Source organism: Bacteroidota bacterium, assembly GCA_040388375.1.
In the GTDB taxonomy this organism is placed as follows: Bacteria; Bacteroidota; Bacteroidia; order UKL13-3; family UKL13-3; genus JAAFJM01.
Genome location: JAZKBU010000004.1, coordinates 340,069 through 364,637, shown reverse-complemented (window position 1 = coordinate 364,637; position 24,569 = coordinate 340,069). Strand labels below are relative to the sequence as shown.

Annotated in this window: 12 protein-coding genes; 3 read left to right on the top strand and 9 right to left on the bottom strand. The window is 35.0% G+C overall.

Translation table 11 applies throughout. The features are described 5' to 3' along the window. Positions 1–11 precede the first annotated feature (11 nt). The 6 genes from V4538_07280 to V4538_07255 form a co-directional block, all read right to left on the bottom strand. Positions 12–530, bottom strand: coding sequence for a rod shape-determining protein MreD (locus tag V4538_07280; GenBank protein ID MES2380826.1), 519 nt, complete (start codon positions 528–530; stop codon positions 12–14). Further along, positions 527–1,372 carry a rod shape-determining protein MreC gene (gene mreC / locus V4538_07275; protein ID MES2380825.1) on the bottom strand — a complete coding sequence of 282 codons (846 nt, stop codon included), beginning with the start codon at positions 1,370–1,372 and terminating at the stop codon, positions 527–529. The genes V4538_07280 and mreC overlap by 4 nt, the downstream gene beginning before the upstream one ends. An 89-nt stretch (positions 1,373–1,461) precedes the next feature. Beyond that, complete coding sequence (locus tag V4538_07270) at positions 1,462–2,484, bottom strand: rod shape-determining protein (GenBank protein MES2380824.1); 1,023 nt, start codon at positions 2,482–2,484, stop codon at positions 1,462–1,464. 184 nt (positions 2,485–2,668) lie between these two features. Continuing rightward, positions 2,669–4,462 carry an HAD-IB family phosphatase gene (locus V4538_07265; GenBank protein ID MES2380823.1) on the bottom strand — a complete coding sequence of 598 codons (1,794 nt, stop codon included), beginning with the start codon at positions 4,460–4,462 and terminating at the stop codon, positions 2,669–2,671. A 115-nt stretch (positions 4,463–4,577) separates the two neighbouring features. Continuing rightward, positions 4,578–5,270, bottom strand: coding sequence for a T9SS type A sorting domain-containing protein (locus tag V4538_07260; protein ID MES2380822.1), 693 nt, complete (start codon positions 5,268–5,270; stop codon positions 4,578–4,580). Between the two features lie 91 nt (positions 5,271–5,361). After that, on the bottom strand, positions 5,362–6,993 hold the full coding sequence (locus V4538_07255; GenBank protein MES2380821.1) for a LysM peptidoglycan-binding domain-containing protein: 1,632 nt from the start codon (positions 6,991–6,993) through the stop codon (positions 5,362–5,364). 208 nt (positions 6,994–7,201) lie between these two features. Between V4538_07255 and V4538_07250 the strand changes: the two genes are divergently transcribed. The 3 genes from V4538_07250 to V4538_07240 all read left to right on the top strand — a co-directional run bounded on the left by V4538_07250 (position 7,202) and on the right by V4538_07240 (position 13,597). Continuing rightward, a complete protein-coding gene (locus V4538_07250; GenBank protein ID MES2380820.1) occupies positions 7,202–9,277 on the top strand; it encodes a cytochrome c biogenesis protein CcdA in 2,076 nt (691 codons plus the stop codon). Positions 9,278–9,527: 250 nt separating this feature from the next. Continuing rightward, the gene (locus V4538_07245; GenBank protein ID MES2380819.1) at positions 9,528–13,124 is read left to right on the top strand and encodes a CotH kinase family protein; all 3,597 of its coding nucleotides are present in this window, start codon (positions 9,528–9,530) and stop codon (positions 13,122–13,124) included. Positions 13,125–13,192: 68 nt separating this feature from the next. Beyond that, positions 13,193–13,597, top strand: coding sequence for a VOC family protein (locus V4538_07240; protein ID MES2380818.1), 405 nt, complete (start codon positions 13,193–13,195; stop codon positions 13,595–13,597). A 180-nt stretch (positions 13,598–13,777) separates the two neighbouring features. On the opposite strand, the gene V4538_07235 is transcribed toward V4538_07240, so the two are convergent. From V4538_07235 to V4538_07225, 3 genes are all read right to left on the bottom strand, one after another. Continuing rightward, the gene (locus tag V4538_07235; GenBank protein ID MES2380817.1) at positions 13,778–20,722 is read right to left on the bottom strand and encodes a BNR-repeat neuraminidase N-terminal domain-containing protein; all 6,945 of its coding nucleotides are present in this window, start codon (positions 20,720–20,722) and stop codon (positions 13,778–13,780) included. A gap of 128 nt (positions 20,723–20,850) precedes the next feature. Beyond that, the gene (locus tag V4538_07230) at positions 20,851–21,483 is read right to left on the bottom strand and encodes a response regulator transcription factor (protein MES2380816.1); all 633 of its coding nucleotides are present in this window, start codon (positions 21,481–21,483) and stop codon (positions 20,851–20,853) included. A 66-nt stretch (positions 21,484–21,549) separates the two neighbouring features. Further along, the gene (locus tag V4538_07225; protein ID MES2380815.1) at positions 21,550–24,519 is read right to left on the bottom strand and encodes a two-component regulator propeller domain-containing protein; all 2,970 of its coding nucleotides are present in this window, start codon (positions 24,517–24,519) and stop codon (positions 21,550–21,552) included. Between the last annotated feature and the right edge of the window lie 50 nt (positions 24,520–24,569).

The following is a 24,569-nucleotide window of genomic DNA, read 5'->3' as shown; positions in this document are numbered from 1 at the left end:
GGTAAGGTTTACTATTTCTTCTTGGCTACTTTGTAAAACAATAACTGCCCAATACTAATTAATAGTACTGTAAATAAGGTACTGAAGAATATACGCGTAATGGTAGAGAAAAACTGCTGAATGGTAAATGCTTCTAAAAAGAATAAAACAAAATGATGCATAAATACCAATACCAAAGCATACACTAAAAAACCAACGGGGCCTTTGCTGCTAATACTCGGCTCAATATTCGTTTCCTGGTCATCCTTATTGGTACTAAACATAATATAGAAACGTCTGAAATAGCCCATAAAAACAGTTGCTGCAATATGCGGACCGGGTAAACTACTAAATGTATCCATGGTCATTCCCAATAAAAAGCTTAGTACTAAAACCAACCATGGTTTGGTATTGTATGGTAAACTTAAAATAAAAGCAACGTATATATATGGATTAACATAGGTGCTTAAATCTATGTTGTTAACCACTACTACCTGGAAGAAAACCAATAAAACAAAACGCATTAAGTAGTTAAAAAACTCTAGTATCATTTTTTAGCCTCCTCTTCTGCAACCGCTTTTGCTTCTGCTGCTATTTGTTGTTCTTTAAATAAATTTCGTACTACATAAACGCTTTTAAGCCTGCTAAAAGGAGTATGCAAAACAATGGTAATATCGTATGAGCTTTTCTCCGGATTACGGTCAATTTTTACAATTTTACCAATAGCAATATCTTCCGGGTATGATGGCGATTGTGCGGTTGATACTATTTCATCGCCAACGGCAACTGGAACATAATTATTTACTTTACTTAACTGGGCTAACAAAGCATTATCGCCATTCCATGAAACAGAGCCAATATCGCCCGTTTTTTTAACTTTTGCTCCTGTACTGCTTTTGCTGTTTAATACTGACTGTACTAAACTATAATATGGTGTCACCTGCCAAACTATACCAACTATACCATTGGGGCAAATAACCCCGTCAAAACGTTTTATACCGTGCAGACTACCTTTATCAATAGTAATATAGTTATTGCGTTTGCTAATGGAATTATTAACTACTAAAGCCGGAATATATTCATACTGCTGCTTGTACATGGTATCGTTTACGGTAGTAGCTGTAAATCCATTCTGGTAAAATGATTGTAATAACTGTGAACGTAAACGTGCATTTTCTGCCTGCAAACTATCGTTTTGTGTTTTTAAGTTAAAATAGCCTGTAGTGCTATTAATTGCATTGTATATGGACGAACTTGTACTGGCTGTATAATTTAAGAAACTAGCTTGCTGGTAATTATTAAAGCGGAACAATACAACAAGTGCAAACAGCTCAAATGCAAAAAACATAAAGAACACATAATACTTATAGAAAAAAAACAGCAGATTTTTCATTGGTCTATGTTCCTAACAAATTGCCTTTGGCTTTTCAGTTTGGTATTTAATGGATGGTAAAATAGGGAAGAATAATTTTAACAAAAATATTAGGTCATTAAAAACTTATAGCTTTTTAAATTTTTAAGTGCCATACCTGTTCCTCTAACTACTGCTCTAAGCGGATCTTCTGCTACATGCACAGGTAATTTTGTTTTAGCTGAAATACGTTTATCTAAACCGCGTAATAAAGCTCCACCACCTGTTAAATATAACCCTGTTGAGTAAATATCAGCTGAAAGCTCCGGAGGGGTTAATTCTAATGCACGTAAAATAGCTTCTTCAATTTTTGAAATTGATTTATCAAGCGCTGCTGCTATTTCTGAGTAGGTAACACTAATTTGTTTAGGAATACCTGTCATTAAATCGCGGCCATTTACCGCATAATCTTGCGGAGGATTTTCTAATTCGCTCAAAGCAGAACCCACTTCAATTTTAATTCTTTCAGCTGTACGCTCTCCAACAAGCAAATTATGTTGCCTGCGCATATAATCTAAAATATCATCGGTAAATTCATCACCGGCTACACGAATTGATTGATCGCAAACAATACCTGCTAAAGCTATAACTGCAATTTCGGTTGTTCCACCACCTATATCAATAATCATGTTTCCCATTGGTTCAAAAACATCAATACCAATACCTATGGCTGCTGCCATTGGCTCATGAATTAAATAAACTTCTTTAGAGCCAGCACGTTCAGCACTGTCTTTTACCGCACGTTTTTCCACTTCGGTAATACCTGAAGGAATACAAATTACCATGCGTTGTTGAGGTTTTATTAATTTATTGGTTTGTGGAATCATACCAATTAAACCTCTTATCATGTGCTCTGCTGCTTGAAAATCGGCAATTACACCATCTTTCAAAGGGCGAATAGTTTTAATATCCTCATGCACTTTTCCATGCATTTGTTGTGCCTGACTACCTACAGCTATTACATTTCCATTTCTACGATTGATTGCTATAATTGACGGTTCATCAACTACCACCTGATCTTTATGAATGATTAAAGTATTCGCTGTACCTAAATCAATGGCTAAATCTTGTGTTAAAAAACTAAGTATCCCCATTTATTGCTGCTTTCTTCGGTTAAGTTTGTATTATTTTATTTAAAAACGTTGCAATTTAATGCAATTGCATGCAATCTTTTTTCATTTATTAACTATGTTCATAAATTATTTATTTATTCTTTTTTGTCCCTTATTTATTTCAATTAGCCAGTAATTGAAATAGATAAAAACAGAGTGATACTGACTAATAAATAATTCTAAATTTAAGGGTGCCTTCTATTTGTTTTAATTCATTAATAGCCTCTGAATTATATTGCTTCACTACATCTGTAATTACATATCCCAATGTTTCATTGGTTTTTAGGTACTGACCTGAAATATTGATTTTATGCAGTGCCAATATAGCATTAATTTTTGCCAATAAACCAGGTTTGTTTTCATGCACATGAATAAACCTGTGTGAGTTTAATAAAGCAGGGAGTTGTATTTCCGGAAAGTTTAAGTTTTTTCCTACATTTCCGGTATTTATATATTCAATTACTTTTTCTGAAATAAAACCGGCTATCTGTTGTTGTGTTTCGGCTGTTGCATTTCTTTTATTTAATGTAACTATTGTTTGCTGGGTGGCTTTAATATTTTTATATGTTTCTGCATGGTTGCAATCCATTGCAAAACCTGCTATTTTCCTACTACCAAGTAGTTTATTCACTGCTTTTATATCTACAGAATCGTCATAACTTAAATTAATCAACATGGCGTTTGTATGCAAGTGCTTAAGCTCCTTTTCTCCAAGTAATACTCCTTCATTACTGCTATTCATCAACACAATATAATCGCTGCGTTTCAGTACATCATTCATTGTTTTATAAGCTATGGCATTTCCTAAAGGTGCTCTGTCTCTTTTATCGTAAAACAATACCTCCATCCCTAAATTTTGCGCCAATACACTTAATAAACCTCCGGCATTTCCGTACCCAATTAAACCTAATTTTTTCCCCTTTATTTCGGTGTTTGCATAACGCGAAAGCTGTAACATAAAGCCCAAAGATAACTCAACAGCACTGCGCGAGTTGGCAAAAGGCGAATGGAATATGGGAATAGCCGTTTGTTGTGCATTTAGCAAATTAAACTGCTCATTATGAACACCCCAAACACTGGCACATAAAAGCTTTGAGCACTCACTAATATCAATCATTTGGTTAATAGACGATACAATAATGGACGCTTGTTTAAGTTCTTTTTTTGCCGAGTTGGTTATTTGCTCAAACTTAGCTACCTGATACCCTTCTAATTTAAAATAATGAGCAGCCTCAAAAGTTTCTTTGCCTAATAAAACTACTTTTATCCTGCTTTTTGGATACGAAAGTGCCATAGGCAATTTCATTTTATATAAAATTTCGTCCAAGCTTGGAGCTACATAATCAGCCTTTTGTAACACGCTTAATCGGGCTATATTTTCAGTAAAGGCAAAAAAGAAATTGGCCTGACCGCTTGCTTTCATTTCATAATCAGTATAACCATCGCCAATAGCAAATACATCTCCTTTCAGTTTTAATTCTTTCAGGAGTTTTACCTTTCCTCCTTGTTGAGATAGTGGATTTCGTTCATCTGTACCGATAATATTGTTTTTGCTATCGTAAACAAAGGTATTGGCATAAATGCAATCTTCGTTAATATGGAAGCTTTTTACAACGGGTGCTATAAATTCTTTAAATCCGCCTGATACAATTAATATACGCCCTTGGTATTCTTTAAAAAAAGCTTTATTTCTTATAAATGAAGGTGATACTTTTTTCCTTAATTTATTTACCAGCATATTAATATGGTATTTTTTAGCTGATAACAAGGTGATGCGGGCTTTTAGCGATTTATTAAAAGGCATTTTACCTTCCATAGCTAAATCGGTCAAATGCTTAATCTGACCAATAATTGATTCTTTTTCCGGGTCGTTTTTTAAACTAATGGCAGCCAATTCTTCCATGGCTTCTACTTGTGTAAAAGTGCTATCAAAATCAATAATAAACCAAGGTTTTTGCATGCGATAAAATTAATGCTTAATGATACAAATAAGTTACATATACTCAACAGAAATATGCACAAAAAAAGCCGAAGTGTTTAACTTCGGCTTTTCCAATATCTCTTTATAAGTACTTTTATTCTTTCACAATTTTGTGAACTAACAAACCTTTATCGGTAACTACTTTTAATATGTAAATACCTGCAGGTAAGCTTTCAATGTTAATTTGATTGTTTGTTGCAATCGGGTTTAAAACCATTTTACCCATCAAATCAAAAATAGCTGTATTTTGACACTCCACACCTGTAATTGTTATAATATCTTTTGCAGGGTTAGGGTATAAATTATAATTGTCTTTGCTTACTCTTGGAATACCAATTTGGCTTCCATCGTAATCCAAAACAATAAGCATTTCGCTATATCCATGTATTAAATCGCCTACTGTAAAACCTTCTAATGTGGTTAAGTTCAGTTTAAAACTTTTTGTTCCCCAAAAAATATTGTCAGGAATTACATTTAATTTAAATCTGATTACATTTCTATAACCCATTTGCCCTGGGGCAAATTCTACTTTTTGTTGAGCAGGTGTAATATTAAAATTGATTCCGTTTTTAGCTGTACTGGTATTGTCATCAACCGATAAAATAGCTGAATACGGACGTATTGTACTATCTTGTTTAGCATTAAACAATGAAATATAGATAGCAGCACCAGTATCTCTACTACTAAAGCTTTCAAACGCTTGTGGGTAATCGAACCCGTAGTTTATCTGCGCATTCGCAGTAATAACTGTAAATAAAGCTATTATAGATAAGTAAATCTTATTCATAGTTAGTTAATTTTTATTAGAGTTTACAATAATACTAAATTGCTTGATTTAAGCAAATGAATATTAGTTGCATGTTCTGTAAAATTAATTTTTATCTGATTCGAATTTTCTGCCCTTCGTTCAATTGATTTAAACCAGTGCTGTTTAATTTTTTTAATTCTATAATGGGTACATTGTATTTTCGACTGATGCCGAAAAGGGTTTCTCCTTTTTCCACCGTGTGGTAAAATGCTTCTGTATTCTCGCTGTCTTTGCTTTGTTCAACTTGCTTTTTAACAGGCACAACGGTTAACTGCTGGTCTATTTTTATATCGTTACCAGTTAAAGTGTTGAGCGCCTTTAAATCGCTTACAGAAATATTATACATTTTTGCAATTGAAAACAGGGTTTCTCCATGGCGAACAATATGGTAACCCGGAACCGGTTGTGGTTCTTTGGTATCGGCAGTTGGTAAATTTGGGTTTATTATTAATTTTTGGCCTACTTCAATGGTATTGTTTTTTAAAGCATTTAAAAACTGTAAGGCATCTACTTTTATATTGTATTTTTTAGCAATGCTGTACAGGGTCTCGCCAGCCTGCACCGTATGAAAAAACGATAATTCTGCTTTCTTTTCTTCCAATGTATCAAAGTAGCTCAATGTATTTTCATTACTTGGAAACATGGTTTCTATATTTTTTTTAGGATCTTCATACACTTTTTCATTCATCACAATGGTATCCACTTTAACCTCATTTGGTTTTATTTCGGTTTTTACAATTTCTACCACATCCCGCTGAATAGATGTATCGGCCATTACCAGAGTATTCGGGCGTTTATTATTGAGGTAAATAACCTGACCAATTGCCGGTTGCTGATTCAATACTAAATTATTCCGGTCTAACAACCTCTCTAATTTAATAGCAAAACGTTGCGATATTTTATGCATGTTATCGTTTTTAGCAAAAACATAGGTATCAACCAATGCTTTGTTGCGTTTGTGTTTTAGGTAAATGGTATCTCCTTCGTGGCATTCATCATCTTTTTGCAAATCGTTATACTTATACAGTTGAAACACTTTTATGTCATAATTCAATGCAATTTGGGCAAAACTCTCATTTGCCTTGGCAGTAATGGCTGGCACCTCATTAACCATAAATTCTTTACCATAGGTTTTAACTACTTCCGCTTTTTGTTCGTTAAGCTCTTTTTGCTCTTCTTCGCTTATTTTAGTCCCATCATATTTATGTAAACTATGCTTTTCAATAAATGAAATAAGCAATTCGGGGTATTGTGGGTTGGTAGCATAGCCCGCTTTTTTCAAACCAAAAGCCCAGGCTTTATAATCTTTAATTTCTAAATCGAACAAAAAAGCATAACGCTTATTATTCATCAAAAAATCGGAGTGATCGCGGTAGCTATCAATAGCCGCATCGTATTTTCTAAAGCACTCTTGCGGAGCATCATCGTCTTCGTAAATGGTTTTGCCTGTCCAGGTATTTTTACATTTTATACCAAAATGGTTATTGGCATCGGTTGACAAACGACTGTTTCCGTTCCCACTTTCTAAAATACCCTGTGCTAAGGTAATACTAGCCGGAATATGGCTACGGTACATTTCGTCAATAGCTATAGGTGCATATTTTTCAATATACTGTTCTACCGTTAATTTGACTTTTACATTGGACTGCGCTTGGCATATAGTACACCAAACACAAAAAATAACTACAAAAAAATTTTTCATTCTTTTTAATAAACGCAATTAACAAAAGTAATATCTACATTATTTTTAACTAATTAGTTAGCCAAGCCTTTGCCAACATTTATTACCATCTGTTTACGAAAATATACGTCCATTGTAATGTCAATTACATTTTAAGTATTTATTCATGTTTGCGTTTTACAAAATACTTATACATTTGCTTTTCATGCAAAAGCATACTTTTACAACTATGAGCATTCAACAAAATAAATCTTTTTTTATTTTATTTTTATTGACCTTTTTAGGCTTGCAGCCTTTGTTTGCACAGTTAAAAAAGGATCCTGTATGGAAAATAACAAGTAATAAAACGGAAGCTAAAATTGGTGATGAAGTTGAGGTTATTTTAACCAGTGTTATAGCAAAAGACTGGTATATGTACAGCAATGATATGGATACCAATTTAGGACCTCAAGTTGCTGAATTCACATGGGCTAAAGACAAATCGTACCAGTTAGTCGGTAAAACCAAACCCATTGGTAGCCATAAACATTACGAAGAGGTTTGGCCAGGCACGGTAAGTACCATGAAAGGCACTGCTAAGTTTATTCAAAAAATTAAATTGCTTTCGGCTAAACCAAAAGTTAAAGTTAAAATTTATTTCCAGGAATGTTCTGAGGTTACGGGTATGTGCATGCCTCCTTATGAACAAGAGTATGAATTGAAAGATTTACAGGTTAGTGCAGCTGCCAACGAAACACCGACTGAAACTGTAAGTCAACCTGTTAAAGAAGCATCTATTTCAGCCCCTGTTGATTCTAATAAAACCATTACAAAAGCGGACTCTAATATAACTACCGTAAAAAAAGGTACTAATACAAAACCAAAAGAAGCCGGCTTTTTAAGCTTTTTAATCATTGCTTTTTTGGGCGGATTAATAGCTGTAGTTACTCCATGTGTTTTCCCTATGTTACCCATGACAGTTAGCTTTTTTACTAAAAAAAGCAGCACCAGAGCTGAAGGAATTCAACGTGCTTTTACTTTTGGTTTGTCTATTATAGGTATATATGCATCGTTAGGTTTGGTATTTGCATTTTTTGGTTTAGGGCCTGATTTTGGAAATTGGCTTAGTACGCATTGGTTACCTAATATTCTTTTCTTTGTAATTTTCTTAGTTTTTGCCGCTTCTTTCTTAGGTATGTTTGAAATTACATTACCTCATGCTTTTGTAAATAAAGTAGATTCAAAAAGCAGCATGGGTAATTTTGCCGGTATTTTCTTTATGGCATTCACATTAGCATTGGTTTCCTTTAGCTGTACAGGACCGGTTGTAGGCAGTTTATTAATTGAAGCAGTAGGAGGAAAATTTTTAAAACCTTTGTTAGGCATGGCTTCATTTGGTTTTGGCTTAGCTTTACCTTTTACATTATTTGCAGTATTTCCAAGTTGGTTGCAAAATTTACCTAAAAGCGGTGGCTGGTTAAACTCGGTAAAGGTGGTTTTAGGTTTTATTGAAATTGCTTTTGCTTTTAAATTCCTTTCAACTGCTGATGTTGTTTACCATTGGGGAATATTGGACAGGGAGATTTATTTAACCATTTGGATAGTAATTGCCTTTTTATTGGGTATGTATTTACTGGGCAAAATAAAATTCAGCCATGATAGTGATCTACCTTTTGTAAGTGTGCCTCGTTTTTTATTGGCTTGTCTTTCTTTTTGTTTTGCGGTATATATGATTCCTGGGTTATTTGGTGCACCATTAAAAGCACTTTCGGGTTTATTACCTCCAATGCAAACACAAGATTTTATTTTAGGAGCTGATAATTCACATTCAAACTATCAAACACAAAATAATAAAGTAATTACAGCCAAGCACAATGATTTTCTGCATTTACCACACGGTTTAACTGGATACTTTGATTATAAAGAAGCATTGGCAGCATCGAAAGCAACTGGGAAACCCATATTTGTTGATTTTACAGGTCATGCCTGTGTTAATTGCAGAAAAATGGAAGAATATGTTTGGGCGAAGCCGGAGGTATTAAAACGATTACAAAACGATTTTATCATTGTATCTCTTTATGCAGATGAGCGTAAAGAATTAGCAGAAAACGAATGGTATACCAGCAAAAGGGATGGAAAAGTTAAAAAAACTATTGGGGAACAAAATCAGGATTTACAAATATCTAAATACAATTTCTCTGCTCAACCTCAATACATTGTAATTGACGGTAACGAAAAGCAACTTTCGGGTCCACGTTTTTACGATACGGACGAAGCAGCCTTTGTTGAGTTTTTGGATATGGGAAAAAATGCTTTTGGTAAATAAGGACGGTTTTTTAATTAAACTACTCTCTTTTTAATGCCTGCCTATTCAATTACAATTGAAATAGGCTTGTTTTTACACATTTAGTGCCTTTTTGCATATTATCACTATCGTTTTACAATCAGTCACTTAGGCTTTTATTATTGGCTTTTTACACGAAAACCGTCCAAAACAATAGCTTTTAATTCTTAAATTAAACTTAACAAACTGTTAAATTAATTTTAAATTAAAAATTTTAATGCACTTTTGCAGCATGCAGACCCTAAGACATTTTTTCGCTAAAAAATATGCCCATTGCTTTTTGCTTTTGGTTAATCTATTTATTTTTCAAGCACATAGTTTTAGTGAAACCCCCAAACTAACTTCTTTTAAATTTGAAGTAATTCACAATTCGGTTTTATTTGAGAATATTAACTGTACTATATTTGACGATAGTTTAATCATTGGTATTATTCCTTATAATACCAATCTTAACTCTTTAAAAGCCTCTTTTACAACTGAAAGCACTGATAGTATTTTAGCTAACAGTATAACTCAGCAAAGCGAAATTTCTGCAAACAATTTTATAAGCCCTATAACCTATACTCTTTGGTATGGAGGTATTGCAGTAAAAACATATATAGTAAAACTTGTTTATACGGGCTTACCAGTAGTATACATAAATACCGAAAACGGAGATCCTATTATATCTAAGGATAATTATTTAAATGGGAATATTAAAATATTCCCTAACCAATATATTAGTGTTGGTGTGTTTAATGCCCCATTGCAAGTAAGAGGCAGGGGAAATTCAACCTGGTCAATGCCTAAAAAGCCTTACAAAGTTAAGTTGAATACAAAGGCCAGTTTATTGGGAATGCCTTCAGACAAAGATTGGGTTCTTTTAGCCAATTACTCTGATAAAACGCTTATGCGTAACTATCTGGCTTTTGAATGCAGCAACAGGTTTTCTATGGCTTATACGCCACGCTCACAATTTGTTGAATTGGTTATAAATGGGGAATATGTAGGAAACTACAGTCTTTGCGAGCAAATAAAGGTTTCAAGTAATCGATTAAATATAAAAGAACTTAAAATAACGGATCTTACTACTCCTAACATTACGGGCGGTTACCTTCTAGAGGTTGATGAAAGGTTAGGCGAAGATTTTTGGTTCAGAACTAACACTGGTGTTCCTATCTGTTTCAACTCTCCTGATTCTGTTGATTCACTCCAATTTAATTACCTTAAAGACTTTATACAGCAAACTGAAGATACGCTGTACGGGGCCAATTTTGCCGATACTACTTCAGGCTATGCTAATTTTATAAAAACGCAAACTTTTGTTGACTGGTATTTAATTAATGAACTATTTAAAAATAATGATGCCATTTTTTATAGCAGTGTATATATGTATAAAGACAGAAACAGCAAATTATGCATGGGCCCGGTATGGGATTTTGATATAGCTGGTGGTAATATTAACTATAATGGCAATGATAATCCGACAGGTTGGTGGATAAAAAATGCACCTTGGATTAGCCGACTTTTTAATGATCCCGCATTTGTAGAAAAAGTTAAAGTACGCTGGAACTCACTCAAAACAAGTAAAATTGAAACCTTGATTGCTTTTGCTGATAGCGTAGCTAATGGCTTGGAAAACTCTCAAAAAGAAAACTTCAGGGTTTGGCCTATTTTAAATACGCTGGTATGGCCTAATCCGGCCATAAGGGGTTCGTATGCTAACGAAGTAGAATATTTAAAGGATTGGTTAAGCACACGTATTAACTGGATGGATTCTATGTATAACTTAACTTCATTGAAGGCATTTAGTTTATCGTTACCTGCCAATAACAGTACAATAGCTATTCAAAACACAAACTACTCTTCCAAGGTTTTTGTGTGGGGAAGTTCAGGCTCTCAAACAGGTGTTACTTTTAAATTTAAATTAGATAGAGAAAATGGCAACTTTACCAGCCCTATAGCTGTATTTGCTGCTGACGATAATGGTTCTGATTATAAAGTAACTTTATTGTCTTCTCAGATTGATGATATATTATTAAACTTAAATGTTAAAACAGGCGATTCTATTAATTTAAAATGGACTGTATATGCCTATCTTGCTAATGATTCGCTTAAGGCATCGCAAACGTATACGGTTACTTTCATTAGAAACTCACACAATGGTGCTTTTGACTTATTGACTCCGTTAAACTATAACAATACAACTATTGATTTAAAATTAAACCCATCCTATTTATTTACATGGAATAAATCAAAAAATTGGGGCATAACTTATAAGTGTGTATTTTCAAGTGCTAACCAATCAATTGATGTTCCTCCTGTTTCTATAATGTCAAATCATTCGGGTTCTGACACCTCGGTTAACATCAATCTAATGGCTTTACAAAATATACTTTCTGAAGCTGGTTATTTTGATAAGGGCAGTAATGCGGTAGCATTACTTTGGACTGTTTATGCTTTCCGCTCAACAGATGATTCGCTGATAGCGAATCAAACAAGGAACATTTCATTCAAGTTTAAACAGACAGAATTTTCTTTATCGGAACCAAGTAATCTTTCTACTTTTTCTTTTGTATCAGGTAGTGAAGATCCTATTGTTTTTAACTGGACCAAATCTTTATTCAGCAATAATTATTCGTGTACTTTTGACATAAATGGCAGATTATTAACCATGCTTTCTGATAACAGTGGTATGGATACCACGCTAACTTTAGATGCTTCTTTCTTTGAAAATACTTTAGTAAACACGATTTTAAGTAATAGTTACTTAAAAGAGGGTATTGTAAAATGGAGCGTTTCTGCCACTAATATTGATAAGGACTCATTGCCAGCAAACCAAAACAAACAATTAAATATTGCTATTAAATATCCTTTACAGGCTTTTAACTTAAGTTACCCGGCTAATAATTTTACTACTACCGTAAAAACCAATAGCACTGACTCTATTCCTTTTTCATGGAATAAATCGGCCTTTTTCGATACGTATAAATTTGTATTAACCGGCAATAATGCTGCTGTGCCTTTATATAGTTATATTACCAATCAGGATACTTCGCTTCAATTATCTGTTTCGTTTATAGATGAATTGTTGGCCTTAAACCATGTTAAAAAAGGCAATTCTGTTACTTTAAACTGGTTTGTTTATGCTTACCAAGGTTCTAGTGACTCACTCCAATCTATAGAGGCAAATGAAATAACTTTTACCAGAAATCGTGAACTGCAAAGTTTTGGACTGTTACAACCTGCAAACAATGAAAAAATTGAATGGAAAGAACAGGATGTTAAGTCTATTCCATTTTCATGGCAAAGCTCTTTAAGCAATGCGCTCTATAAGGTATATTTTGATTTTCCTACCGGCACTTTTACGGCTCCTATTATGAGCCTTGATGCTGGTAATAATGGACAGGATACCGTTATTATGTTAGACAATGAAAGCTTGGAATTAATGCTAGCTGATAATGGTGTTACATTTACAGACTCTTTAGCAATTAAATGGAAAGTAATTGCCTATACCAACGATGATACGATTGATGTTACCAGCTCATTTTTATTTCATTTGAAAAAGATTAACTCGAGCAGTATTAGCAATACATATGAGTTGAATAGCAGTGTGCTTGTATATCCTAACCCAAGCAAAGGAATAGTTAATATTGAACTTACTTCTGTACACCCCTCATTTAAAGTTAGTATAACTGACATAACAGGTAAAGAGTATAATACTTATGAGTTGCCAAGCAATACAATTCAAAAAATTGATTTAAGCGGATTCCAAAATGGATTGTACTTTATACAATTTACTGATGGTAATAAAGTATACAGCCAAAAATTAATTATTGGTTCTTTCTAAACTGCTCTTATTTCTTTTATTGGTTTATAATTTTGTTGCATTTATTTGTAGCTTAACTTTTGTAACCAATGACTTTTCCAATTTCTCAAATACGTATTGCCCGCCCTACTAATCAACTAGACGCACTTACTCGTTTTTATAAAGATGGGTTGCTTTTTAATGAAATTGGTTCATTTACTAATCATGATGGCTATAATGGAATTATGTTGGGTATGCCTGATGCAAGCGTTCATTTGGAATTTACACAACACATTCATGGTAGTCCATGTCCGGCACCTACAAAAGATAATTTGCTAGTATTGTATTTTAACACATCAACTGACAGGGATTTATACGTTGACAGGTTAACTCAAATGGATTACCCTATAGTTGAGCCTGAAAATAGTTATTGGTTGGCTAATGGCATCACTATAGCTGATCCTGATGGTTGGAGAGTAGTCCTTGTTAATAAGCCTGGTTTTTCCGTTGAATAACATTGTTTATTTTAGAACTAAAAGGAGAATCATTTACGGCCAATTACAAGTGCTTTTTACTTTCAATCAATAAACACCTTTTAAAAGTAGTGGTTGCTAGTGAACTCCGGCTTCATTACAAAAAATCCCTGATAACATATCGCTATCAGGGATTGAAAATTAAACAAATATTCTACTTGATTAATTCTTTACTACTTTTATTATTTGGGTTTCGCCATTCATAGTTAGGTGTAATAAATAAACGCCTAATTGCATTTTATCTATATTATCTACTTTTACTACGTTGGTTCCTTTTGTTAAAACCAATGATTGAGACAATACTACTTTACCTTGCAAATCGAATAACTGCAAGGTAACATTTGCATTATTAACTGCATTTATGCTTACATAGTACTCGTCTTTTATTGGATTAGGATAACCTGATACATTAAATAGCGCTTGTTGCTCTTCTGTACTTATTTTAACTACTGGGCTGTAAGTAAACTGCGCATCGTAATCAATTTGTTTTAACCTGTAATAAATAACGTTGTTATTACTTGCTTTTACATTCACATCTGTAAAACTATACTTTTCGTTCTTATTGCTGTTTCCTTTTCCCTTAACAAAACCAATTGTTTCAAATGTTTTTGCATCGAAAGAACGCTGTAATTCAAACCCTTTGTTATTTTGCTCCATAGCAGTAGCCCAGGTTAATAAAACATCTTTGTTTTGTAAGTTAGCGCTAAATGTAATTAACTTAACCGGTAGTGGATTGCTTAAATTTTCGTCAGCACCCATGTATGGTTTTGTTAAATCGCGGGCTTGATTATCAAAATCGGTTGTAATACCTCCAACAGGTTTAGCTATTAAACCTAAATCGCCTAATGAGGTACCTGTTAAATGAAAGTCAATAAAGGAAGCACTGGCACCACTATTTACAAAATATACCGGTTTGCTTGCGCTGTTAGCATCTGTGCTTGATGCCGTTTGCCAATCGAAAAGGGCTGCCTGATTAACTGAAGCAAACATGCCTACATAGGTTGAGTATGTATTAAAGTTATTATAGTTTGAGGTTAAACCTGTATTTGAACCTGCGTTAATGGCATAATGATTTCCCGTACCACCAATTCGGTTATTAATAAATAAATTATTGAATAATGAATCGCTGCCTGTACTTGTTCTGCTAACTGCAAAAGTATTACCTGCACCACTTGCCACAACACCACTTAGGTAAACTGTATTATAAATCACCCTGGCATTTCCACCTGAAATTAAAATACCTGTCAGTATTGGTGTTGATGTCAGTGAATATCCATTGCTATCTACACCTAATCTAACAACATTGTTATAAATACGGGCTGTACCGCCTGCTATTTGTAAACCTATTTGACTTGCAGTAACTGATGATGATAATGTATTAAAACTATGTATGGTATTACGATCAATTATATCGCCTGTAGCACCTGCATAATAAATACCTATTGTTTGTGTTGCTTCGGTTAAATTATTGTGGTTTATAGTGGCTATATTATTGCGGCTAATGGTATTGGTTGCCGTTGCAGATGTCATTGAGATACCGATAACAGGAGCATTTATACCTGTACTAAGCTGTGCTGAATTGTTTGCTAAACTATTAATAACATTATTGGTAATGGCATTATTACCTGCAGTGGTGCGTATACCTATTGTTTGTGAATTACCTATTGTATTGTGGTAATTATTTAAATTACTAATGGTATTATTATTAATAGTTAAAATAGCGGTACTGATATTATTGATACCATAATTTACCTGCGCTGTAGTAGATGAAGATGTTAAATTAGCTATACCTGCTGTTCCTCCTATAATATTACCGTCTATTTGGTAACTAACGGTATTGGTTGCTGAAGCAATATATATACTATAAATATTTACGGCTGCTGTTCCTGAGCCGCTTACTCTTATACCGGCAATTTTATTACCTCTTACGGTGTAAGACCCTGCAACGTTAGCAGTAAGTGCTATTGGGAAAACAATGGCTCCACTGGCTGCATTAATTATAATTGAATTACTGTCTGTTAATGACCCTATTAAATTACTGTCAATATTTACTTTACCACCAATATATTGGAAGGCATTCCAAACTCCCGGTGTACCTGTAAAGGCTGATGTTGATGTGATATTAAAGTTAGCAAATGTATTGTTTTTTACAGTAGTGGCTGTTTGGTTTCCAACATTGAAATAACTATTAAACTGGCCTGTTGAGGCTGTTTGTGTCCACGGTGTTCCACCACATAATGGAGCGCTTCCTCCTATATAGTTATTAGTAACAATCATATTGTTTAATGAGGCTTGCGCCATAGCATCATCTACATTGGTACCACCATCAACTATTCTATTCCAATTCATTAGATAATGTATAACATTAAACGCTCTTGGTACTGTTTGGTATACACTATTATTGGTAATGGTCCAGTTGGTATTACCTTTTGAAATTTTAAAAGCATTTGTCTCACCTGAGGTAGCTGAGAAATTATACAAATTACAATTGCTGATTACATTATCATTATTGAATTTGGTTAATGCATCAAACGAACCTCTTCCCTGAACTAAAGTTGCCGGAAGTGAGGCTGCATCAGCAATATCGCAGTTGTCAATTAAATTACTATCGTTTCCGGTTACTACACCCGTACCAAAATTTACCACACCAATGGTTGAATTGGTTGATGCTCCTCTGAATACAGCGTGCTTAATTATATTAGCTGTAGCATCGTTTATAAAACTTAAAGCGGAACCTCCTACGTTATCATTTTGTACAATTAAACTTCTTGATGTTCCTGTACCGCCTTGCATACCATTTATAACAAAATATTTACTAGCATCTAAATTGATAGTTGACCCGGCATTAGCAGAAATAATAGTTGCTACATTACCCGGCCCGGGTTGAATGGTTAATTTGTTGGTATTGCTCATACCTGTATAGGTATTGATGTTTATTGGGAATGTTTCTCCAGTAGTAGTTGCATAGCTGGCATCAACCAAGTTTAATGTAACGGGGCCTGAAAGACCTAGTACGCTCAAATCTGCCAGAGCTGCGGTAATGGTTGTATATGTTTGGCCGGCTCCTACGTTATAACTTCCATTTAATGATGCTGCTATGGTGCGTGCGCCAAATGGATCGCCATTGATAAGGGAAGGATTAATACCTAAACTTAAACCTATACTATCTACTCTGGCATCAACGAAATTACCTGGTGTTGCTGAAACAGCAATATCGTATGTTAACCAAAAGTAGTTAACACCGGGGCTTAATGCTTTGGTTCCTGAAATGTAAAATGTTCCATTTGGTGCAACTACTGTTGAACCGTATTGGGTAGCGGTACTCAATACATTTGATGAACCTGTATAGTAAACTCGTGCATTGCTTATGTTGGCTGTATTGGTTGTTCCTGCAGTATTGAATTTTAATGACAATACGTTGATAGGGTTAACTGCTCCGTTAGCATGAATTCTCAATGCTATGATAGCCTGGTTTTGGGTTCCGGTTGGGATAATAGTGGTTACCTGGTCAACATTACTTGAATCAATGGTCATTCCCAATGATAAGAAGTTTCCTGCATCTGCTCCAATATCTGTTGGTGAAAATGCAGAACGGGCTTGTCCGTCATAATCATCGGTAATGCTTGCCAGCAATACTCCTGCTGATTCAACAGGGGTAGTTACGCTTGGGTTAATATGTAAATCAACTACTGATGCTGAACCTGCTGAACCTCCGGTTGGATTCATAAATTGTGGATTTGCAAAAGAGCTGTTTACATCGGCACCTGACCAGCCTGAAATAAATGTAGCTATATCTGATGTACCGTTATTGGCTGTTGCAAAAACATAACCTACTCCTGCACCATAGTATAGGTTATTGGCTAATGATAAACCTGTAACTGTATTTAAAAATAATACATAATGTTTACCACCGACCCCTACGTTTGAGCGGTTATTGTATACTATATTGTTTTTAAACTCGTGTGTACCTGAAGCGGCATTTCTATAAAAACCAACTGAGTGTTTTACTGTAGAGCCTACTGTATCCCCACCAATATAAATGGAGTTGTGGTATAGATTGGTAGCCGTGGTGGTGTTTAAATATATACCTCTGATTACTGCTGTGTTGGTAAAATTATAGCCGCTTGGCAAGGTTCCTAATTGAACCATATTATTGGCTATAATGTTTGAACCGCCTATAATATCTATTCCAACTAAAGTGGTATTTTGATTAACTCCTGAAGCGTATAAATGATGTATAAAGTTTCTTGCTATTACGTTTGTTGGTGTACTTCCATTTAAACTAATAACTAAACCTTCAATGTATGATGCTGCCGTTGAAGTTGCATTGCTCAATACTATTGAGTCAACTCTATTATCGGTTACGGTACTTGGATTGGCTGTACTTACTAAAATACCAATTACAGCTGATGTGGTACCTGAACTTGTATAGGCACTGTTACTGGCTAAATTGGATACTTTATTATTGGTTACAAATGATGTGGTAGATGATGTTAAGTTTATACCACGTAAATACCCGGTACTTGTTCCTGTATAATTATTGGTTATGTTAACTACTGTGTTGTTGTTTATATTGGTCCTGATTCCGGCAACTACGCTTATACCGTACACTGATTGTGTTGAAGTCGCATTGTTTGATGAATATAAACTATTTGGCATAGTTATACTACCCACGGTATTGTTAAAAATATTGGTATAGGAACCACTGGTAGCTGCAATTCCATATAAGTTAGCTCCACTGGTAGCCACTGATGATGAAACGGTAATTCCTGCAACTGTGTTGTTGTATATATTAATGGTATCTGACGATGCTGATGTGCTTCCATTTTTTATACCATATGAAAAAGAACCTGTACCTGATGTAACTAAAGTAATTGCTCCCGCAACGGTTGAAGAACCTATTGTATTACCTGTTACGGTGCCTATATCAACATTTCCGTTATTACCTGTACTGATACCACGGAATAAATCATTGGCGGTAGTTGTGGTTGATGTTAATGATATATTGGTGATGGTGTTTCCTTGTACTGATGAAGGGATGGTTCCTGTATGGTTGATATCCATACCCCAAAAATTGGTTACAACGGCTCCGTTTAAGGTCCAGGTACCTGTACCTGCACTGTTATTGCCACCTATATAATTATTAAGAATCTTAAACCCGCATGCTCCGGTAACTGTAGGTGTAAGCCAAAAGGCACGGTGCTGGTTTCCTGTAGTAAAAGTACGCGTAGCTGTTTGGTATATTTTATTATTGCTTATGGTAAAAGCATTACTTCCACCATCTAATTTAACAGCCGTGCTTGCCAATGTTGCACTAAAGAAATCGTAAATATTACAATCGCTAACAATATTATAATCGTTCCAGCTTGCTGTAGTTGTAGTTGCTCCGTATGATGCAATACCTATGGCAGGAAATCCTGTTGTTGTTGCATGTATATCGCAATTTAAAATCTGGTTACTATCGTTACCTAAAAGTGGAATGGTGCTGGTGGTACCGAAATAAATTACTCCACACGGTGCGGTTGAGGTTGAACTGGTGTTTTGTCCCTGTACATCGCAATACATAATTTTATTGTATTGTGCATCGTTCATAAACTGCGCAGTAACACCAGCTGTATTGGTATTTATAATGGAAAGCATGCTGCTTGTTCCAACACCACCCGGTCTTCCATCTATGGTAATGTATTTGGCTGCATCGTACAAAAAGGTTTGTGCTGCCGAAGAGGTTATGGTTAAAGGTGACGAAACTGTAATATCGGGTCTGATGGTAATGGTTTTGGTTGAAGATACGCAAGGGTTTTCGGGGAATACTATTGGAAAGGTTTCTAAAGAACTGTTATAGGATGGTTGTAATTCAATAAATACATTACCACTTAAGCCGGAAGTGCTTACTGCGTTAATAGCACTTGTTAAGGTGCTGTATGTTCCTGATGCTCCTACTGATATTGTTCCGGTTAATGAGCCACAGGCCGCTGTGGTGTAGGTTCCGGCTAATGGACTTGTTGTTAAATAATTTGCGTAATAACAACTTGAGCCTCCATTGAATGAATAAATATAAAAATCGTATCCGGTACTTGGCGTTAAACCAACGGCTGAAAATGCGTTTGTAGCTGGTATAGCCGCTACCCTGCCTAAACCCATTGTTTGACCAAGGGTATAGGTGGTTCCGTTTACGGGAGCTGTAATGGTTGTTGTTCCTTGTGGGTATCTTACTACTAAATAATTTGTTGGCGGTATAGCCGGTGCAGTAAAAGTTGCAGTAATACTTCCGCTACCGATTGAAGTAGAGTTAAGCGCAGTTGGTTGCGCAGTAGGGGCAGTACAAGGGGGTACTGCTCCAATACTATATATGTTCATTACATTGGTTGTTGTTGTTTTAGCAATGGTTACTGAAGATACTAATTTGGTATAGTTGGTAGTATTAATAGCTAAAGCCATTTCGGCAAAATATTGGCAAGCACTGTAGTTTCCGCATCCAGTAGTAGTGTTGGTTTGTATTCTATTGTAATTAGTGGTTGTAATTTTTGTATAGTTACCTGACGATGCGGTGTTACACCAGTCTTGTGCAGTTTGTGCGGTGAAAACCTGGGTTGTTGCATCGGTAAAGGTTACAGTTACATCTACTCCACTTGTAATGGCTCCTCCACCGGCAACACATAATAGGTATAAATTAGCTACTGACATGGGCGTGGCAAAAGTAAGGGTAGCTGACCCTACGCCTGTACCTGTAGCCGGAACTCGCAATGCATTGTTACCTGTATATGACTGTAACTGATAAACGAGACCTGGCGCTGCTGTACTTGTTATTAATTTATTGGCCGGTAGAATATTGGCAGTGGCTAAAGCACATGTTGCATTGTACTGATATGTTCCATCTATAAAAACATAGTTTCCGTTATCGACTCCAAGGTCGGTGGCTGTAGTTGTGGATGAAGCTGGTGCACCAATACCTTCTGCTACCTGATCGGAATTGTAACCTGTTGCAGGCACATATACCTGTGCATAGGATACTTTAAAAAATAAGACATGGAGTAAAAGAATACATGCAACACGCAATGTTCTTTTTGAAAACATGGAAAAAACATTTTTGTAGTAAAAAATTTTCATATTGGGCTTTCGTTTAATTTTCTGGTTTTAGAATTTATATAATTACATAAAAACAAGACCCCAAAATTAACCCAAAATTAAAACCAGCAAACTACATATGCATGTAGAAATAGTGTCATAATAGCCAATCAAATTTCGCCTTTTAAGGCTTTGGATAAGATTTCAGCTTTGCTGTTAACGTGTAGTTTTTTGTAAATGCTTTTAATGCGAAAACGTACGGTATCTATGGAAATAAAAAGCCTATCGGCTATTAATTTATAACTTAAACCATCCAGTAAACCATTAATTACTTCGCGTTCACGTTCGGTTAATACATAGTTTGCTTTTTTGGTAGGCACTTTAAAATGCTCTACTACTTTTCGGGCAATGGATGGAGACATATAACTTCCTCCTCTGTAAATTTCTAATATGGCCTTTTTTATTTCGGGCATTGGTGTTCCCTTTAATAAATAACCTGTGGCTCCTGCACACAATGCATTAAATATTTTATCGCTATCCATAAAAACGGTTAGCATAATTACATCGGTATTGGGTACGAGCTTTGATATTAATTTAATGCCATCTATACCGTCTATGCCGGGCAAGCCTATATCGCTTAAAATTACATTGGGCTCGTAATTATTTTTTAAACGCTCTAATATGTCTTCCATATTGCCAAACACTTCTACATCCTGGATATCTGCTTGCTGGCTAAAGTATTCCTTCAGGCCATTTCTGATATCTTCTATGTCTTCAACTATGGCAAGTTTCAATTTATTCATGGGTTTATTACTGCGCTACAAATCTTTACTTAAAATAATCTTAAACAAGCTACATAAAGATGTAGTTTATTTGCCTGTTATTTTTATGGTAAAAATTTCTTTTTGGGTTAGAATAATACATTCGGCATTTATTTTTTGAGCCCGCATTTTAATATTACGTAAGCCTTGTCCACTGCTGGTATTTAAATCAGCAGGTGTTGCTTTATAATCATTTTCTATTACCAGCTCAAAATGATTGCCTTTTTGTTTGTATATAATTTTTACAAATGTAGCCTGACTATGTTTGGCTATATTATTAATGGCTTCTTTAAAAATTAAATACAACTGCTGGCGCTTATCGGCTTTTATTATTTTTTGCTGTTGGGTTTCTGTAAAGTCAAACACCAAGTCAATGTTTAAAGGAAACAGCATCATTTCTGCATGCTCTCTCATGCGGTCTGTCAGGTTTCCGGCATAATCGTTTCGGGCATCTATACTCCACAATACATCGCTCATGGTATTGGTTGCATTTCTGCTTAATGCTGATATTTTTTCGAGCTTTAAATTCTTATCGTCTATATTGGAGGAACTATAACGGGCACTATCGGTTGACATAATAATACTGGTCAGTAAACTTCCTACTTCATCATGCAGGTTACTGGCAATTTGTGTGCGTAGCTGTTGCTTTTGGTTGATGTTATTTAGGTGCCACCTGAAATACGCAAAAATTAAAAGTATTGCGGTACATGCTAACAGCACATAAAACCACCATGTTTTATAATATACCTGCGCTAGTTTTACTTTGTATAATAAGGCTGAACTTGCTTGCATTCCTGCTCTGTTGAACCCTATAATTTCAACCATATACTCTCCTGCGGATAGGCCTTCTAACCTTAACTGGTTTTGATTACCTAAACTAATCCATTCGTTATACAACCCTTTTATTCTGTAAAAAAAGGTATTGGTTTCTACTTCATTGTAATCACTTAAACCAAATGTAAAGGTGAGTAAATGGTCATCGGGCTTCATTAAAATAACACTGCTGTCTTTTACTTCTTTAAAAACTTCGTCTGACTGGTTCCACTTGTGGATACTTGCGGTAAATATGGCTAATGCCGGGTTATGGGGTTTAAATAAACGGGGATTGATAATATTGATGCCATTGATACCTCCAAAATAAAACTGGCCTGACGAATGCTTGTACAAGGCGTTTTGATTAAACTCATTGTCGGTAAGTCCGTTGTCGATAAAGTAATTGGTAAAGGTATTGTTTTGAATGTCGTAGCGGCATAGGCCATTGGCTGTGCTTACCCATGCTATGGATTGGTTTTCTGATATTAAACCATATACTTCGTTACTTGATAATCCTTTTGATTTATTGATAACTAATGATTGGTTATGTATATAGTCTAGTTTTATTAAGCCTGATTTTTTTGTACCTAGCCAAACTATCTGGTTTTTATCTTCTGCTACAAAAATATAATCATCAGCAGGAATGAGTGTTTTGCTATTGACATTTGCTTTATACTCTTTGCTAACGCCATTGTCTATATCTATTAAATAGACTGCATTTAATCCGCATACCCAAAACTTATTGCTATTTTTTGATGCATTGATGTAAAATAGCTTAATGCTGCCTATACTGTATTTCCCTGCAATATGTAGCTTTAAAAGGCGGTCTTTGGGATTGTAGGAAGCCAAACCTTTATCGGTAGCCAGCCAATAGGTATTATGCTTATCGCGGTATATGCTAAAAACTGAATTTATCTGTGCGCCTAACGGACTTAATTTATAAAAATCGCCTTCGTACTTTTTTGTTTTTATATTGTATCGGTAAAAGTATTGATCTGTCGACTCTGTGCCTGCGTACAAATAATTACCTGTGTCAAGGCAAATGGCTCTGGTGTAAAACGGGAATATGGAATCGACTATGTTTTTTGTATAATGGGTTAGGGTGTTGTACTGGTAGATGCCTTTATAGGTAGCTATAAACATATCGTTGTTTTTGGCTTCTACTATTTGCCTGATACTAATTGGTGATACATTGCTGCTAAAAATGGAGGTAAATGGATATTTGGTTTGGTAGGGTACTTTTATTAATCCTTTATTGGTGCCAAGCCATAATACCATAAAATCGTCAAGGTACATGGTGTTCATTGTTTTTGAACTTAGCTGAAAATTGGCTCCTGCTGAAATAGTTTGCCATTGGCCATCGACTAAATAGTATAAATTATGATAGCCTTTTTGGGTGGCATACACTTCGTTATCTTTTATGTAAATGGTATGGTATTTAATATGCTGTGTTGCTTCCTGACTTTTTTGTATGGCCAGCGTAGCAGCAGTTGGTTTAACCGAGGTTGGCAGTACTCTATAACCCCCAGAATTATACAATATCACATAATAGTCTTTGGCACTTGTTAAGCTGCTTATGTTCTGGCTTGGGTATTCTTTTAAAATAACACACTTGCCTGTAGCTAATTGTAAGCTAATAAGAAAGGGGAACTTATTACTGGTAAAAATAATATTGCCTTTTTGGTCATGCGCAATTGATTTTTTAATGGTGGCATTTTGCAAACCCAATGCAAGGAGTGAAAACACTTCTTTACTCAATAAATTACTGCCAATGCGTACAATGGTTCCATTCATAAATACAATGTACTTGCTTTGGTTATAAGCTATTATTTTTATTACTTCTGAAGCATTGGTTTGGTATATATTTTTCTCTAATAAACCGGTGCTGATGTTGTAATAATGTAATCCTTTATTGCAGCCTATCCAAAGGGCATTTTTAGCGGAATCAAAGTATATGGTATTAATCCTGTATCCTTTTAGTTCGTTTATTTCGGTAAAGGTATAGCCATCGTATTTATTAAGCCCGCTTTCTGTGGCTATCCACATAATGCCTGTTTTGTCTTTTATTATTTCGGTTATCTGGTTGTTTGATAAACCTTTCCCATCATCGTACAAAACAGGGTTTGCCTGCAGCGATAAATGGGTAATAGTTAAAATAAAAAAAACGAAAAACGAAAAACGCATGGTGTATAGACTTGCTATCAAAAGTAATTATTCAGCCTAAAAAACAACACCGGCCATTATTAAAAATTGTA

Excerpts from the sequence above, each read along its gene's own strand:
- V4538_07240 (MES2380818.1), top strand. The coding sequence starts at position 13,193 with ATGACTTTTCCAATTTCTCAAATACGTATTGCCCGCCCTACTAATCAA.
- V4538_07255 (MES2380821.1), bottom strand. The coding sequence starts at position 6,993 with ATGAAAAATTTTTTTGTAGTTATTTTTTGTGTTTGGTGTACTATATGC.
- V4538_07280 (MES2380826.1), bottom strand. The coding sequence starts at position 530 with ATGATACTAGAGTTTTTTAACTACTTAATGCGTTTTGTTTTATTGGTT.
- V4538_07245 (MES2380819.1), top strand. The coding sequence starts at position 9,528 with ATGCAGACCCTAAGACATTTTTTCGCTAAAAAATATGCCCATTGCTTT.
- V4538_07250 (MES2380820.1), top strand. The coding sequence starts at position 7,202 with ATGAGCATTCAACAAAATAAATCTTTTTTTATTTTATTTTTATTGACC.
- mreC (MES2380825.1), bottom strand. The coding sequence starts at position 1,372 with ATGAAAAATCTGCTGTTTTTTTTCTATAAGTATTATGTGTTCTTTATG.
- V4538_07260 (MES2380822.1), bottom strand. The coding sequence starts at position 5,270 with ATGAATAAGATTTACTTATCTATAATAGCTTTATTTACAGTTATTACT.
- V4538_07230 (MES2380816.1), bottom strand. The coding sequence starts at position 21,483 with ATGAATAAATTGAAACTTGCCATAGTTGAAGACATAGAAGATATCAGA.
- V4538_07265 (MES2380823.1), bottom strand. The coding sequence starts at position 4,462 with ATGCAAAAACCTTGGTTTATTATTGATTTTGATAGCACTTTTACACAA.
- V4538_07270 (MES2380824.1), bottom strand. The coding sequence starts at position 2,484 with ATGGGGATACTTAGTTTTTTAACACAAGATTTAGCCATTGATTTAGGT.
- V4538_07235 (MES2380817.1), bottom strand. The coding sequence starts at position 20,722 with ATGAAAATTTTTTACTACAAAAATGTTTTTTCCATGTTTTCAAAAAGA.